Here is an 18,179-nt window from a genome sequence, read left to right on the forward strand (position 1 = left end):
GCAAAGGTACGCGGAGTTTTTTAGAGAGGGTTTGTTATGAATTGAGTCTTTTTGAGTCGATTAAAAAAAGTGATTTCCAATAATTATTATGAGCGATTTATTAAAACGTCTTGAAAGCCTTTCTCCAGATAAGCGAGAATTAGTTCTACAAAAACTGAAGAAGCAACAACAATCTCCACTCTTCACATCCGTATCGAGAGAACAACCCCTTCCCCTCTCCTTTGCTCAACAAAGACTGTGGTTTTTAGATCAATTAGAAGGCGCAAATTGTGTCTATAACGTCCCGTTTTTCTGGCAGATTAAGGGATTTCTGAATATAAGTGCTTTAGAACAAGCTATTAGAGCAATTGTTCAACGTCATGAAGTCTTACGTACTAGCTTCTCTATTGTCGATGAGTCGCCTATACAAGTGATTCATCCTCATCCTCAATTGACAATGCAAGTGCTAGATTGGCGACAATTGACTGAAGAAAATCAGTTAAGTAGAGCCACTCAGTTAGCGACAAAAGAATTGCAACAGCCTTTTGATTTATCAAACCCACCTTTGCTGCGTGTAAAGTTGTTGCAACTGAATGACCAATCTTATCTGTTGTTGCTTGTCATCCATCATATCGTTTGTGATGGCTGGTCAATGGAAATATTTCGCCGTGAATTGTTCAGCCTTTATACATCATTTTCCGCCGGAGAATCTTCTCCCTTAACTGAATTACCACTGCAATATGCCGATTTTGCCTACTGGCAAAGACAATGGTTACAAGGTAAGGTACTCGAAACCCAACTCAATTACTGGCAAAAACAATTAGCTGAAGTCTCGCCTCTGTTAGAATTGCCCACTGATAAATCTCGCCCATCAGTTCAAAGTTTCAGAGGGCGTAGCGAGTTTTTGGAACTCAATCAGGATTTAACACAGAAGTTAAAGCGTTTAAGTCAGAAGTCAGGAACAACTCTGTTTATGACAATGCTTGCAGCATTTACGCTGTTACTTTCGCGCTACAGTGGACAGGAGGATATTGTTGTTGGTTCTGCGATCGCTAACCGCACCCATAGCCACATAGAAGCATTAATTGGGCTTTTTGTCAATACCCTAGCATTACGTACCAATCTACAAGGAAATCCAACTTTCTTAGAATTACTTGAACGGGTGAAGCAAGTAATTCTAGATGCTTACGATCATCAAGATTTACCCTTTGAGAAACTAGTTGATGAATTGGGTAAGGAGCGATCACTTTCTCATCATCCCCTATTTCAAGTGGCTTTTAGTTTGCAAAATGAAAAACTCCACCCAAAAGGGGATGGAGTTTTTGGGCATGGGGAATGGGGCATTGGGCATGGGGAAGAAGCTACCAATGTCTATGGATTAACCCTTAAACGTTTCCAGTGGGAAAACACAACAACTTTGTTTGATTTGTCGCTGATTTTCCGGGAAACAGCCCAAGGGTTAACAGGAGAATGGGAATATGCAACCGATTTGTTTGAGGCTAAAACCATTCAACGGATGGCGGGACATTTTGCAGTTTTACTTCAAGGAATTGTCGATAATCCTCAACAACCAATCGATACTCTACCGTTGATGACAGAGGAGGAACTTCAGCAACTCCAAAACTGGAATCAAACTCAAACTGATTATCCCCTCAATCAAACTTTGGTTGATTTGTTTGAAGCTCAAGTTGCCAAAAACCCTAATAATCTCGCTTTGGTGTTGGAATCCCAAAGCCTAACTTACCAACAACTTAATCAAAAAGCGAACCAACTAGCTCATTATCTAATTCAAAATCACCGAATTCAGCCAGATACTTTAATTGGTATCTGCGTTGAACGGTCTTTAGAAATGATTATTGGTGTACTCGCTATCCTCAAAGCAGGTGCAGCTTATATACCGATTGACCCCAATTATCCTAAAGAACGCATTGAGTTCATGTTAGAAGATTCTGGGACATCGTTGTTGCTCACCCAAAGTTTCCTATTAGACCAATTACCTTTAGCGAAACTGAAAAACCAGATCATTTGTTTAGATCGAGAAACTTTTAGTTCGGCGTTAACAGATAATCCCAATCCTCAAAATAACCCTGATAATTTAGCTTATATAATTTATACCTCTGGTTCAACGGGACGACCCAAAGGAGTGATGATTGAGCATCGCGCAATTGTCAATCTAGCTTTAGCCTGGGCTGAAATTTTTCAAGTTCAACACTACAGCCGTTGGCTTCAGTTTGGTTCTTTTAGTTTCGATTTGTCTATTGGTGAAATTGCCACTGCTTTATCCGCAGGTGCTTGTTTGTACTTAGCCAAGAAGGAAACTTTGTTACCTAGTCAGACTTTGGTGGACTTGTTGTGCGATCGCAAAATTTCCCATTTCACCTTACCTCCTTCCGTCTTATCTGTATTACCTCAAGCCTCATTACCTGATTTGCAAGCCGTAATCGTTGGTGGTGAAGCTTGTACAGCAGAGTTGGTGACACACTGGGGAAAAAAACGGCGTTTCTTCAACTGCTATGGGCCGACAGAATCGACAGTCATCGCCAGTATATCTAGTTGTGAACCCAATGGAAAAAAACCCTCTATCGGTCAACCGTTATCTAATATCCGCATCTATATATTAGATACTCATGATCAACCGTTACCAGTTGGTATTCCTGGAGAATTGTGTATTGCGGGAGTGGGTTTAGCACGAGGCTATCTCAACCGTCCCGATTTAACCGCCGAGAAATTTATTGAAGTTGAATTATTTGGCAAAACTGAGCGAATTTACAAAACTGGCGACTTAGCAAAATGGAACTCTGATGGAAACCTTGAGTATTTAGGTCGCATTGATGCTCAAATTAAATTACGGGGCTTCCGAATTGAACTGGGTGAAATTGAATCGCTATTATTGCAAAATTCTTTAGTTAAAGAAGCGGTTATTATTTTATATGAAACTGATAATAATCCCAGGTTAGTAGCTTATGTCACGGCAAAGGAAAAATCCAGTAATTTAGCGAGTCAACTCAAAGACTACCTGAAGATTCGCCTACCAAATTATATGATTCCTAGCCAGATTATCGTATTGGATCAGTTGCCCCTTTCCCCTAACGGAAAACTAGATCGTAGAGCGCTACCAACACCAAATGCAGCCACTTCTACGGACTTTCAAATGCCAGTCACGCCAACTGAAGAACTGTTGGCTACCTTATGGCAAAGTCTCTTAAAAGCTAAGTCTGTTGGTCGTCAAGATAACTTCTTTGAATTGGGTGGACATTCTCTATTAGCAACCCAATTAGTTACCCGCATTCGTGACACTTTTGGGGTAGAAGTACCTGTCCGCAAGGTATTTGAACAGAGTGTTTTGTCTGATTTGGCAACAGAAATTGACAAAGCCGCTTCGGTAATTGCTTTACCACCCATCACGCCACAACCTGAAAATGCTCCTAAAAATCTGTCATTTGCCCAATTGAGACTCTGGTTTTTAGCCCAACTTGAAGACACCGGAACCTCGGCTACCTACAATATGTCAACGGCGCTAGAACTTGAAGGCAAGTTGAATATAGAAGCGTTGCGTGCAAGTTTTGATTATCTCCTCGATCGCCATGCCATTCTACGCACCTATTTCCCCGCACTAGAAGGAGAGGCGCAAGTAGCCGTCCAAAATCTAGATGATATAGAAGTGCTGGCGATTACAGATTTACAGTCACTTAATCTCCAGACTCAAGCAGAAACCGTACAACGGTTATCAGATAACCACGCTCAAGAACCCTTTGACTTAAATACTGGCCCCCTATTCAAAGCGAAACTGCTGCAACTGGGCGAACAGAAAAATGTGCTGCTGATTAATATGCACCACATTATTAGTGATGGCTGGTCAATGGGAGTGTTTAAACGTGAATGGGAACAGACTTATGCTGCTTTTGCTGCGGGGAATGCTCCAAATTTGTCACCGTTGCCGATTCAATATAGTGATTATGCAGCTTGGCAGCGCAATTGGTTACAAGGGGAGATTTTAGACAATCAGGAAAATTACTGGAAACAACAACTAGGTGATGCTCCCCGATTGCTGGATTTGCCCACTGATCATCCCCGTCCAGCCCAACAAAGTTATCAAGGTGGGCGTGAGGAATATCGTTTGAGCAATGAACTGACTCAGAGACTTAAAGCTATTAGTCAACAACAGGGAGTTACTTTGTTTATGACTCTGTTGACGGCTTTTAGTATTTTACTATCTCGTTACAGCCGTCAAGAGGATTTATGTATTGGTAGTGCGATCGCTAACCGCACCCATAGCCACACAGAATCATTAATTGGCTTTTTTGTCAATACCTTAGTATTGCGGAGCAAAATCAAGCCAGAGCAAGTATTTAGTGAGTTACTCCAACAAAATCGCCAAACTTGCCTAGATGCTTACGCTCATCAAGATATTCCCTTTGAATATTTGGTAGAACAGTTACAACCAGAACGCAGTTTGAGCCATAACCCCTTATTCCAAGTCATGCTCGTGTTGCAAAATACCGAAGGGGCAGGGACAAAAGTTAATCTACCAGGACTTGATATTAAATGGTTGGATCAAAACTATCCCTTTGCCAAGTTTGACCTGACACTCGATCTCTGCGAAAGGGATGGTCAACTACATTGTATGTGGGAATATGCCACCGATTTATTTGAGGCAGAGACAATTGGACGCATGGCGGGACACTTTGAAGTCTTGCTCGAAGCAATTACCGACAATTCTCAACAACCGATCAGTAAACTGCCCTTGATGACAACAGCAGAAATCCAACAACTGCAACTTTGGAATCAAACCAACATTGATTATCCTCAAAATCAGACGTTGGTAACGATGTTTGAACAACAGGCAGCACAAACACCCGATAATATTGCGGTGGTGTTTGAAGACCAAAGCCTGAGTTATCAAGAACTGAACCAGAAAGCTAATCAGTTAGCGCATTATTTGTTGGAACTGAAAACAGAGCAACAATTGCCTGATAATCCATTAATAGCGATTTGTGTGGAGCGTTCTCTGGAAATGCTCATCGGTATCTTTGCTATTCTCAAAGCAGGTGGGGCATACCTGCCGATTGATCCAAGTTATCCCCAAGAACGCATTCATTTAATGCTTCAAGATAGTAATGCAGAAGTATTACTAACAAAAAATGTCAATAAAAAGCAACTTCTTCTAGAAAAACTAAAAAATCCCTGTCAAGTAATATTTCTAGAGAAAGAAATATGGGCAAATCAGCCAACAGATAATCCGAATTTTCAAAGTAGCCCTGATGATTTGGCTTATGTAATTTATACTTCTGGTTCTACAGGGCGACCTAAAGGTGTTGCGATCGCACAATATAGCCCAGTAGCTTTAGTAAAATGGGCGCATTCAGTTTACAGCGCAGAACAGCTTGCAGGTGTCTTAGCATCAACCTCAATCTGTTTCGATCTCTCCATTTTTGAAATTTTTGTTCCACTGACTCAAGGTGGTAGTGCGATCGTGGTGGAAAATGCACTCTACATTGAGCAAGCACGTAAGAGTCCTGTACCGATAACTTTGATTAATACTGTACCAAGTGCTGCTGCCCAACTGCTGAATATGAATGCTATTCCCGCAAGTGTTCAAGTTATCAATTTGGCTGGCGAACCATTAAAAAATAGTCTGGTACAGGCTTTATATCAAACCACATCTGTAAGAGAAGTTTATAACCTCTATGGCCCTTCTGAAGACACAACTTACTCTACATTTACGAAAGTCGCCAAAAATGCCCAGCATGAACCAACTATCGGTAAAGCGATCGCTAACACCCGCATCTACATTCTAGATAGCTACAACCAACCCCTTCCCCCAGGAATACCAGGAGAACTCTGCATTGCAGGTGCAGGTTTAGCACAGAGTTATTTGCATCGTCCCGATTTAACCGCCGAAAAATTTCTCAAAGTCGAATTATTCGGTAAAACTGAGCGAATTTATAAAACTGGCGATTTAGCCCGTTGGCTACCTGATGGTAATTTGCAATACTTAGGACGGAGCGATCGCCAAGTCAAACTTCGTGGTTTCCGCATTGAATTAGGTGAAATTGAAGCATCTTTACTCAAACACTCAAAAATTGAGGAAGCGGTTGTCCTAGTTCGGGAAGACACTGATTTCGATCAACGTCTGGTGGCATACATTGTCCCAACAGGTAAAGAGGATGAATATCTTCAAGGTGAACAGGTGGAATTATGGCAACAAGTTTTCAATGATGCCTACCATCAATCACAAGATCCAGAAGATGATCCAACCCTCAATTTAGCTAGTTGGAATGATAGCTATACAGGAAAACCTTATCCCAAACCTGTGATGCAAGAATGGCGAGATAAAACTGTTGACCAAATTCTTGAACTTGCACCCAAACGGGTCTGGGAAATCGGTTGTGGGACAGGGATGTTATTGTTAAAAATTGCTCCCCATTGTCAAAAGTACTTAGGTACAGATATTGCAGCAGCAGGGTTACATTATATTGAACAACATCTCCAACAGCAATCTCTCAAAGAAAAAGTTACTTTAAAACAAAGTTCAGCTAACCAGTTTGACGGCATTGAGACAAATAATTATGACCTGGTAATGCTCAATTCTGTTATTCAATATTTTCCTTCTTTGGATTACTTGTTGTTAGTAATCGAAGGGGCTATCAATGCTGTGAAAACTCAAGGAAAAATCTTTGTTGGAGATGTGCGAAATCTCCATTTATTAGAAGCTTTCCACACCGCAGCCGAATTTTATCGCGCCCCCGACGAATTATCAATTAAGGACTTGCGTCAACAGATTCAACAAAGCATCCGCACCGAAGGCGAGTTACTAATTGACCCTGATTTCTTTATCGCCCTCAAACAAAGATTTCCTCGGATTAGTCATGTGCAAATTCAATTGCAACGAGGTTATGCTCAAACGGAAATGAGTCGTTTTCGTTATGACGTTGTTTTACATCTAGATCGGGCAGCTACTCCCGTTGCCGAATTACAATGCTTAGATTGGCAAGTTGAACAACTGAATTTGGAAACAATCGAGAGAATTTTAAAAACTCAGCAACCGGATTTATTAGGCATTAACAATATTCCCAATGCGCGTCTAATTTCAGAAATGGTGCTGTTAGAAGAAATTGCTCAATTAGATGGTAAGATTTTAGACTTAAAAGCGGCAGTTGCCAAAGCTAAATCAGGCATCGAACCCGAAGTTTTCCGAACTTTAGTGCGAGATTTACCCTATACCATTTTCATTCAATATAGCCCCACAGGTTTTGCTAATTACGATGTTGTTTTTCAAAGGAATATCCCTGGACAGGCAATATTACCAAGATTTGCTCAGGGTGAAAATTTGCGCCTGAAATCTTGGCAAGATTACTCAAACCAGCCGTTACAATATCGCAGCAATCAAGTTGATCCAACAATATTCGCTGAATGGCGTGATTTTCTAGGTCAAAACCTGCCTGATTATATGATTCCTAGCCATTTCACTGTGTTAGATAAACTACCACTAACACCAAATGGAAAAGTAGACCGTAAAGCTTTACTTATAGCAAATGCAACCATTGCATCAAAAGATATTGAATTGCCTGTAACCTCGACAGAGAAATTGCTTGCCGAATTGTGGGCGAAGCTGCTTAAATGTGAAGCCATCGCCCGCTATGATAACTTCTTCAACTTGGGTGGACATTCTTTATTAGCCACCCAATTAATTGCCCGCATCCGTGATAAATTCAAAGTCGAGTTACCTCTACGTAAAATATTTGAGTTTCCCACCATCACTGAATTAGCAAGTTATCTTGATACCTGCATTTGGGTTAATTTCACTGATGAAAGTATGCAGCCTCTCAACTTAGATGAAGAGGAAATCGAACTTTAAACTACCATACCTGAAAACACATCCTTAAGCAAAATTTATCTTTTAATCAGAAAACCTATGATTGCCATATCTGATTCCATTTTTATCTCTCCTGATGAATACCTTCAACTAGAAGAAAAAAGTAACATTAAACACGAATATATTAATGGTCAAGTTTACGCAATGGCGGGAACAACTGACACCCATAATACTATTGGACTAAATCTCGCTTTATTAATTCGCAACCACTTGCGAGGATCAGACTGTCGAGTTTACTTTGCCGATATTAAAGCCAGGATTGAAAAACGTAATCGCTTTTATTACCCCGATATTCTCGTAACCTGTGACCCTAAAGACCGAGAAACCCCAACCTATAAAAGCTTTTCTAAGCTTATTGTTGAAGTCCTATCAGATTCCACCGAAGCCTTTGATCGAGGTGACAAATTCAACGACTATCAAACCCTTGACAGCTTAGAGGAATACGTTTTAGTTAATAGCAAACATCAACGATTTGAAACCTTTCGCCGTAATGAACAAGGGCTATGGGTGCTACAAACCTATACACCTGATAACCAAGTTTTTGAACTCCAAAGTATTAACTTAACCGCCTCATTTGCTGACCTTTACGAAAATGTAGAATTGGAAGTAATGGATATGATGGGCGTAAGAATTCAGGAGTCAGAATTCAGAATTCAGAATAGTTAAAAAATTAGGAGAAAATTTGATACGTAAATAGATGGGAATAAAGCAACTTATGTTATGAAACGTAAATAGGCTTAAAACCCTTATCAATGACAAATGACAAATGACAGCCCCACCAGTTAGCTTTAATTGCACCGACTTACTTAAAGTATGACAAAAAATGAGCAAGTGGCTTATTTAATGTTGCGTTTGCAGAACATAGGATGTCGAATTTGGGCTGATGACGATAAGTTACGAATTCGTACTAGTAAAAACGCCTTAACTTCTGAACTCAAGCAGGAAATTCAAGCCAACAAAGCAGATATATTAGCATTCTTAAATTCTGTCAAAACCACAACTGTCATGACAGAAGAAATTCCGACCTTGCCAGATGATGCGCCCAAGTGCCTTTCTTTTGCTCAACAACGCCTCTGGCTGTTAGCGCAACTCCAAGGCCCATCAGCCAGTTACAATATGCCGATCGCTTTGCAACTGGATGGAAACCTTAATATTGATGCTTTGCGCTCTAGTTTGGCTTATCTGCTGAATCGGCATGACAGTCTGAGAATGTATTTCCCCACAGTGGCGGGACATCCCCAGGTTGCGATGCCTGCGGCGGTAAACTACGCAAATTTAGACGACATCGAAGTTTTAAGGGAATGGGGACTGGGGAATGGGGAATGGGGACTGGGAATTGGGGACTGGGAAAGAGTTTTACCAATAACGATTTCCGACTCCCCCAATATCCAGCGTTTAATTGATGCTCATGTTCAAGAACCGTTTGACTTAAATACTGGGCCTTTGTTTAAAGCGAATCTGCTGCAACTCAAAGAGCAGAAATACGTGCTACTCATTAATATGCACCACATTATCAGTGATGGTTGGTCAATGGGGGTGTTTGTCCGTGAGTTACGACAAGTTTATACCGCCTTTGCCCAAGGTCAAACCCCAAACCTTGCACCATTGCCCATTCAATACAGCGACTACGCAAACTGGCAACGAAATTGGTTACAAGGGGAAGTATTGGAAACCCAGATCAACTACTGGAAAAATCAACTCAAGGATGCTCCCCCATTACTGGAGTTACCTACCGATTATCCCCGTCCAGCATTGCAAAGTTACCGAGGCGATCGCGATCGCTATTCCCTATCGCCTGACTTAACTCTTGCCATCAAAACTTTCAGTCAACAGCAAGGTGCAAGTTTGTTTATGACTTTGTTGGCGGCTTTCAGTATTCTGCTTTCTCGTTACAGTCGTCAAGAAGACTTATGTATTGGTTCTCCTATTGCTAACCGCACCCATAGCCAAACGGAAGGATTAATCGGTTTTTTTGTCAATACCTTGATACTACGTAATCAAATCAAGCCTGAGCAAAGTTTTATCGAGTTTCTGCAACAAACTTGCCAAACTTGTTTAGATGCATACTCCCATCAAGACATTCCCTTTGAATATCTGGTAGAACAGTTGCAACCAGAACGCAGTATGAGCCATAACCCCTTATTCCAGGTCATGTTAGCACTGGAAAATAATGAAAGTCCTGACCTAAGTTTGCCAGGAATAGAGATTGAATGGCTCCCATTAACCTATCCCTTTGCTAAATTTGACTTAGTACTTCTAGTCATAGAATCTGATAACCAGTTAAATTTAATTTGGGAATACGCCACCGATCTATTTGATAAAAGTACTATACAAAATATGGCGGAACAGTTTGAAGTTCTACTTCAGGGAATTATTGATAACTCTCAACAACCTATTAATACGCTCCCTTTGATGACAGCACCCGAATATCTGCAACTACAACGCTGGAATCAAACTCAAACTGATTATCCCCAAGATAAAACTCTAGTTGACTTATTTGAACAACAAGTTGAAAAAAATCCTCATAATATCGCTTTAGTCTTTGAATCTCAGCAATTAACTTATCAGCAACTCAATCAAAAAGCAAACCAACTAGCTCATTATCTAATTCAAAATCACCAAATTCAGCCAGACACTTTAATTGCTATCTGTGTTGAACGGTCTTTTGAAATGATTATTGGTTTACTCGGTATCCTGAAAGCGGGTGCAGCATACCTGCCAATTGATCCAAATTATCCTAAAGAGCGGATTGAATTCGTGTTAGAGGATTCTGGGACATCGGTATTACTAACCCAAAGTTTCCTATTAGACCAATTACCTCTAGCTAAACTGAAATACCAGATAATTTGTTTAGATCGAGTAACTTTTAGTTTTGCGTTAATAGATAATCCTAATCCTCAAAGTACTCCTGATAATTTAGCTTATGTAATTTATACTTCTGGTTCGACGGGACAACCCAAAGGGGTGATGATTGAGCATGGAGGACTGGTGAATTTAACTTTGGCGATCGACAAAGTTTTGCAAATTAAACCTCAAAGCCGATTGCTTCAGTTTGCTTCTTTTAGCTTTGATGCCTCAATTTGGGAAATTGCTACTGCGATCGCCGCAGGGGCTTGTTTGTATCTAGCAAAGCAAGAAACCTTATTACCTAGTCAAGACTTAGTGAACTTCTTAGAAGAACACAAAATTTCCCATATTACGTTACCGCCTTCAGTCTTATCTTTATTACCGCAAGCTGCTTTACCTGATTGCCAAACTATAGTTGTTGCTGGTGAAGCTTGCCCAACAGAATTAGTGGCAAAATGGGCAATAGGACGAAGTTTATTCAATGGCTACGGGCCAACAGAATCTACAATTTGTGCTAGTATCGCACTCTGTCATCCTAATGGTAAAAAACCATCTATTGGTCAACCAATATCTAATATCCGCATCTATATATTAGATGCTCACAATCAACCATTACCCCCTGGCATCCCTGGAGAATTGTGTATTGCGGGAGTGGGTTTGGCACGAGGATATCTCAAACGTCCTGATTTAACCGCCGAGAAATTTATCAAAGTTGAGTTATTCGGTAAAATTGAGCGAATTTATAAAACTGGCGACTTAGCAAGATGGGGAGTTGATGGAAACCTTGAGTATTTAGGTCGCATTGACGAACAGATTAAATTACGGGGTTTTCGGATTGAACTCGGTGAAATTGAATCGATTTTGTTGCAACATCCATCAGTTAAAGAAGCAATTGTCACTTTATCTAAAACTGAAAGTAACCAAAGTTTAATTGCTTATGTAACGGGAATAAACAATGATTTTTCTACCCAATTGAAGAATCATCTCAAATCCCGGCTACCCGATTATATGATACCTGCTCAAATCATCGTATTGGATGAGTTACCTTTAACTCCCAATGGCAAAATTGACCGGAAATCTTTACCTGCTCCAAATCGTGTAAATCAGGGTTTATATGAACCCCCACGGAACGAAATTGAAAAACAATTGGTGCAAATCTGGTCTACTGTACTCGAACATCAAGACATTGGGATTCATGATAATTTTTTCGACTTGGGCGGTCATTCTTTATTAGCGATTAAACTACTAAATAATATTCAAGAAGTATTTGAGCAACAACTTTCTTTAAGTAGTTTATTTCAAAATCCTACTATTGCTCAACTAGCAGAACAACTTTGTAATACTGAGGTTCAACAGTCAAATCCTGATTTACTGTCATTCCAACATCAAGGACATGCAACACCTCTATTTTTTCTTCCTGGCGCAAACGGACACGGCTTTTATTTTCGAGATTTGGCAATCAATTTAGGAACTGAGCGGCCAATATATGGACTCGAAACTCCAGGACGAGACGGCTCTAGCTTACTTCCTGAATCAGTAGCAACTCATGCAAGTCAACTGATTAATCTATTACGTCAACAGCAAGCTAAAAGTCCATATATATTAGCAGGATACTCTTCAGGTTGTGCTGTTGCTTTTGAAATGGCTTCCCAACTCGAACAGCAAGGTGAAATAGTTAGTTTACTAGCTATCTTGGACGCTGGAATAGTTTCTAAACCTGAGTATTTTACTGATAGAGCAGAGATTGATTGGATCTGGCAATTGATTCGACGAATTGAAGTCTTAAAGGGAGTTTATTTAGGACTGCAATATGACGATTTAGCTGCTCAATCAAATGACCAAGCCAGGTGGGAACTGGCAGCAGAATGTTTGTACAGAAATAATATTTTACCCGAACACTCCACCCTTTCCTTACTAAAAATCAATATGAAAGTGATGAAATTACTAACGCTCAACTATGCAAATTATCAGCCTACTAATCCAATTTCTGCTCCCATTGTTTTATTCCGCGCTCAAGAAGTTAAGGAGATTATTTTACAAGAACTACAAGCCTTTTCTGATTACCATCTACCCGATTGGGGATGGCAAACCTATACTCAAAAGCCTGTCAAGGTAATCTCTGTACCTGGAAACCACGGTCAAATGCTTTATGAACCCCATGTCAAACTATTAGCTACACAATTACAAGCCTTTATGGTAGATGGATCAGATTAGAGTATTCTGACTCCTGAATTCTGAATTCTGAATTCAGACTCCTTATTTAACATAATTTTGCGAGAGGTCTAATGAAAACACTTCCTATCAAAATTTACGATGAAACTCTGCGGGATGGGGAACAACAAGCAGGCATTTTTTTCTCTTGCCAAACTAAACAAAAACTCGCCCATCTAATTGCTCAAACGGGAGTCGATGGACTCGATGTTATGCCCTGTGTATGTGAGCAAGAATCTGAACTGACTAAAACATTAGTATCAGAGGGATTGGATAGATTAATTACTGCCGCTACCTTAATGGAAAAGAAATATATTGATCAAGCAAAAGACTGTGGTGTTAAGCGCATTATCCTTTTTCATGGTCTTTCTGATCGACTCTTGTTTCTACGAGATCCTCAGATTCGTCTGATGAAGGAGTTTAAAGGAAAAACTATTGATGATGATGTCCCCGTTAACGTTATCAATAGAATTCGCCAAAATGCTATTGATGTAATTGTCGAAAATTTGCGCTATGCCACTACGGTTGCTGGACTCACTGTAGACTTCGCCGCTGAGGATGCCTCAAGAACCGATTTTGACTTTTTAGTGCAATGTATCCGCTCTTTTGGCCCTTATATTGAACACTTTCTGCTTTGTGATACAGTCGGAGTCCTCAGTCCAGAAAAGAGCTATGTCTGGATTAACGACCTGCTCCAACGTACAACTGCGGTTGCTTTTGGGGTACACTACCACAATGATATGGGCTTGGCTCTAGAAAATACTCTCCAATCCGTCATAGCTGGAGCAACTTTAGTATCGGGTACTTTTTGCGGGATTGGGGAACGAGCCGGAAATGTTGCCATTGAGCAGGTTTTAAATGGGTTGCGAGTCCGCTTCGGAATTGAAGTGAAGGGGATTAACTATGATGCTATCGTCGCGGTGACTGATTACATCGAGCAATTGGGAGTTCGTCCAGCGCCACCTTACTCTCAAACCGCTCAACGCCACGAATCAGGTATCCATGTCAATTCTTTGTTTTGCGACCCTCAAAGCTATGCTGCTTTGCCTTACAACACTATAGAGGTTCTCTTCGGCAAATGGAGTGGAGTCAGTAATTTTCAATATCTATTTGAAAAGCAACTGCAAAATCCTCAATCAATGAAGCAATATGAAAAAATGCGCTCAGTGATTAAATCTCTTTCTGTGGAGCAAGAACGCTATTTTACAGCCAAAGAGATATTGGAACTATGGCAAGATGGGGTCTTTAAATAATCCATATTGTCATGTATTAGCTAAGTAGAAAAAATATTAATTCAATATTTATTTGCCTATTAAATTTTTACTTTTTCTTGGTTCAGTAAATATAGTACAATACCAAAGTTATTCAGTCAGCCTCAATAGCCTCAACTGATTTTTACAACTATGCGCTGACTCATGTTCGTAATCATGCTGAATCAATAGCTCTATGACAAACACCCGGAGGTGTTGAAATGGGTAAGAGATTAACGAATATTCATACTTTTGCAAATCAAGGTTATGTTAACTAAACAGCAAAGACAACTAATTACTTACGAAGCTATTTCAATTTATGAACGAAGCTATCAATTACCAGTTCTCAAGAATAACGGTGTAAAAACAGTTCAGAAAAAAATTAGAGAACGTCAAAGATTAATTAAAGAAGGTGTACGATATCATCACCAGTTTGGTGGGATAATTAAACGAAAAGAAGAAATTAGCCAGGGAGAAATTTTTGATGAAATCCAATTATTTATTAAGGACTACAGTCATGTTATTGATTTTCTAGAAACTTATCATGATAGTTATCATAATTTTTTACTAACTCTTACAGACGATTTAAAAACATTATTCAAACACAAGTATTTGGAAATAAAAAGTTTAGAAGAGAAAAGAAGAAAATTAGAGCTAAAAAATGAGAGAAATCCGAAAATTCTTGATGGCTTAAGATGGGAGAAGCAAGAAAACTTCAAAGCAGTTTTACTGTTGAGCAATGCGTATTTTTTAATGTTAGAAAAAATTCGATTGCTTGGTGAAGGAATTAAAAACCTTGCAGAAGATACTAAAAATCAAAAAGAGATTGTTCGGCAAATAGTTAAAGATTTAGAAGTACATCAAGAAATTTACGAATATCAAAGAAAAGCCTATAAGGTTCGTCAAGATATAGCAAAAATTGCCCATACTGCAATTAATTTTGAAAATTCTTTACAAGATTACTTTAGTCCCTTTCAATCTTTAATAGATGAAGTCGTAAAAGTAGATGAATATTTCTATACAACTGTCGGAGATATTAAAAATCTAGGTGATAGTATTTTAAAGAATCAATCCAATTTATTTAACCTTGAAGAGAACGAGGCAATTTCTGAAACTTTTCTCGATTTTATGGTAACAAGCTATGAGAAAAAAGCCAGATTAAAAGATGCTTTTATTCAATCTCAATTACTAGATTGGCAAATCCATAATTTTGATTTGAGCGAAAATGGCGTCTTTTTAGACAAGGGTATTGATTTAATATCTAACTATATATCCAAGCAACTCACCGATCAAAGAGCAGAAGTAACTTTTGTCTCTACAGCACCTCTATCTACTGTTGAAGAAACAGGATTGATGGGACTGACTAATAACAACGTTAGATTGACAAAAGAATTTTCCAGCAATCAAGATATTGATTATACCCAATTGCAGGATCTCCTCGCGCAGCATAAGTGGAAAGAAGCTGATATTGAAACCACTAAGCTAATGCTAAAAGTCATGAATAAGAATTATTGGAATGAAGTTTATAAGGAAGATATTGATAACTTTTCTTGTCAAGAACTCCACTCCATTGATCAACTTTGGGAACAATATAGTTATGGTTATTTCGGCTTCAGTATTCAGCAAACTATCTGGAGCGAAATGGGTGGTCAAGTAGACTATGAAACAGAAAAGAGACTCGGCGATCGCCTTGGTTGGCGAAAAGAGGGGAACTGGCTAGACTATGAGCAATTAACTTTTAAATTGTCTCCGATGACACCGATGGGACACTTACCAGCCAAATGGTTACACTATGACCAAGATAGCTTTGACTTATCCGCAAAATCATCTACAGAACACCTTTCAATGGGAGCTTGGCGAGTAAAGTCTTGGTTAGTTTGGCAGATGCACTTATTTTTTTCTCGTGCAAAAAGTTGTAGCGAAACTTTGCCATGTGTTAATCACACATTTGTTAATAATAGGAAAAACTAGAGCTAAAGCTAATTTGAGGATCAACATGAGTAATAGTAAGCATTCTGATGTAGAAATAGAAATTTTGCTTTTGGGAAAATGGCGTTTTGATACGTATTCAGAAAAAATAACTATTGAATTTAAAGATGATATGACTTATGAGCAGAACAGGGTTCAAATGCTTCTTTTCTCTAAACCCAAAGAACTGATAACAGGTAATAAATTTACTGGTGTATGGTACGTAACTCAAAAAAAATTGCATTTAAATGTTAAAACTATGCCCAAATCCTTTTTTAATTTAAAGATACCACTAGCGTTTAAGATTTCTCTTGCAGATATGATAGCTACTTTAGGTTCTGTGTTTATGCCAGAAAGTTATGAAGTTATCAGAATTAATAGTTCTAAATTTTTGATCAAGGATAAAGAGCAATCAATTATTGGGACAAAGATAAATAATACTAGAATGTCCTAGAGCTGATAAAATCACTCTGCTATTACTGCATAGCTTTGACCACACAATTAAAATCGTCCATCAACTCTAGTTTTTAGATAATTTAACGCGATTCATCATTTGTGACGCATTCAGCGAAGCTACTGGCCGATCGCACCAAGCATAAAATCAGTAAATCGCAAAGTTTTTTCCAAGAGAGCGATCGCCAATATTTTGTAACTTGAGATACATTTTCTGCGAAACTATCTTAACCCGTAGGCTGGGATAAATTACTTTTACTTATAGTTAAGCAACTTTTAACGATTGCTAACCCGATGGAATATAAATACCTTTAACACTTCCATATTTGCGCTCAACAACTTGACGTAGAAAAGCTAACATTTGTTTAAGACAGAAAAGGTTACGATAAATTAATCGCCTACCCTTTCGTTTTCGACTAATCTTAAACCAAAGAAGATAAACCCAAATATTGACTAACACAAAAGAAATACCAACATATAATAATCTCAATACGGGCTTCTTATTATTTGTTCTGATTCGACATAGATTTTTTAATCTATAACTGCTTTCAATTCCAAATCTTTTTCGATAATCTTGATGAATGTAAGATAGGTTTATTTTCGACTTATAAACAACATAAGCAAAGTATTCAATACCATGTTGTTTTCTTGTCCCTTTTTTGTATTTGCAGATAATCCATAAGCTAAAGGTAACATTATTATCTTTCTCTTCACCCATTGTGTAAGTAGTTTTATAACTACTTCTGCCTTTAAGAAATTGATTTACACCACCCTTTTTTCCTCTTCTAATCGCTGGCATTATAAAGGGAATATCCAAGGCTTGCAACCACCTGATTACAGCGATACTAAAAAATCCTCTATCCAAATACAGTGTTTTTACATTTACTTTAATAGTCTCAAGTTCAGCTAATAAGTAGGTGATAATGGCAACATTTGTATCTAACCAACGTACTCCTCTAATCGCCAGTGTAATCCGTTTCCCCTTGGTTAATATATATAAAGTTGCATAGGCATAAAAAGAACAAGTTCCTGACTTAGCCTGACTTCTATAAATATAAGGGTCTTCATCACTATCAGGTTTCCCATAGTAAGGAATTAAATTTAAATCAATGGCAATTTTATGATATGCATTTTTAATACGATGAGGAATTCTACTTTTGAGAGCTAAATTGATTTGATTTTCTAGCTGCTCAAAATTATTGATTTTATCTAAGTGATACCTGATATCGCTACCACATGGACTACTATTTAAAACTTTTGTTGTATTCTCAATACTATCTCCACTACTTGCTGCTCTCACTAATATTTCAAATAGAGTTTTCTGATCGCAAACTCCTTGGGTCTCAATAGAAATATTTTCACTTAAACAATCCAGAACTTCGTCAAGGGTTTCTGAATCAGTTAGTGCAAGCTGTTTTGGTAAAGTCGTCAATGGTCATTATTTGGGTGGATGTACATTCTTGATAATTTCAGTTTTTGAACCTCTTTTATTGAATATAAGTTTTAATTATAAAATAGGTATTATTTAGAACTAACTTCTACTGAGTGTCTACTTAGCGATCGCTCTTTAGCAAAACTTTGCGATTTACTGAAAA

Annotated in this window: 7 protein-coding genes; 6 read left to right on the forward strand and 1 reads right to left on the reverse strand. The window is 38.7% G+C overall.

The features are described 5' to 3' along the window. Nucleotides 1–88 precede the first annotated feature (88 nt). From RRG12_RS23470 to RRG12_RS23495, 6 genes are all read left to right on the forward strand, one after another. On the forward strand, nt 89–7,837 hold the full coding sequence (locus tag RRG12_RS23470) for an amino acid adenylation domain-containing protein (protein WP_420760858.1): 7,749 nt from the start codon (nt 89–91) through the stop codon (nt 7,835–7,837). Nucleotides 7,838–7,894: 57 nt separating this feature from the next. Further along, nucleotides 7,895–8,521, forward strand: a complete 627-nt coding sequence (locus RRG12_RS23475) for a Uma2 family endonuclease (protein WP_069068161.1) — start codon at nt 7,895–7,897, stop codon at nt 8,519–8,521. Between the two features lie 147 nt (nt 8,522–8,668). Then, nucleotides 8,669–12,916, forward strand: coding sequence for an amino acid adenylation domain-containing protein (locus RRG12_RS23480; protein WP_420760859.1), 4,248 nt, complete (start codon nt 8,669–8,671; stop codon nt 12,914–12,916). 71 nt (nt 12,917–12,987) lie between these two features. After that, complete coding sequence (locus tag RRG12_RS23485) at nt 12,988–14,166, forward strand: 2-isopropylmalate synthase (RefSeq protein WP_420760860.1); 1,179 nt, start codon at nt 12,988–12,990, stop codon at nt 14,164–14,166. A 264-nt stretch (nt 14,167–14,430) separates the two neighbouring features. Beyond that, complete coding sequence (locus tag RRG12_RS23490) at nt 14,431–16,134, forward strand: GUN4 domain-containing protein (protein ID WP_420760861.1); 1,704 nt, start codon at nt 14,431–14,433, stop codon at nt 16,132–16,134. Between the two features lie 25 nt (nt 16,135–16,159). Next, the gene (locus tag RRG12_RS23495; protein ID WP_420760862.1) at nt 16,160–16,585 is read left to right on the forward strand and encodes a hypothetical protein; all 426 of its coding nucleotides are present in this window, start codon (nt 16,160–16,162) and stop codon (nt 16,583–16,585) included. A gap of 285 nt (nt 16,586–16,870) precedes the next feature. On the opposite strand, the gene RRG12_RS23500 is transcribed toward RRG12_RS23495, so the two are convergent. Next, a complete protein-coding gene (locus tag RRG12_RS23500) occupies nt 16,871–18,016 on the reverse strand; it encodes an ISH3 family transposase (protein WP_420759152.1) in 1,146 nt (381 codons plus the stop codon). Nucleotides 18,017–18,179 lie beyond the last annotated feature (163 nt).

The sequence above is a fragment of the Nostoc sp. CALU 546 genome, from assembly GCF_048836525.1.

Excerpts from the sequence above, each read along its gene's own strand:
- RRG12_RS23470 (WP_420760858.1), top strand. The coding sequence starts at position 89 with ATGAGCGATTTATTAAAACGTCTTGAAAGCCTTTCTCCAGATAAGCGA.
- RRG12_RS23475 (WP_069068161.1), top strand. The coding sequence starts at position 7,895 with ATGATTGCCATATCTGATTCCATTTTTATCTCTCCTGATGAATACCTT.
- RRG12_RS23480 (WP_420760859.1), top strand. The coding sequence starts at position 8,669 with ATGACAAAAAATGAGCAAGTGGCTTATTTAATGTTGCGTTTGCAGAAC.
- RRG12_RS23485 (WP_420760860.1), top strand. The coding sequence starts at position 12,988 with ATGAAAACACTTCCTATCAAAATTTACGATGAAACTCTGCGGGATGGG.
- RRG12_RS23490 (WP_420760861.1), top strand. The coding sequence starts at position 14,431 with ATGTTAACTAAACAGCAAAGACAACTAATTACTTACGAAGCTATTTCA.
- RRG12_RS23495 (WP_420760862.1), top strand. The coding sequence starts at position 16,160 with ATGAGTAATAGTAAGCATTCTGATGTAGAAATAGAAATTTTGCTTTTG.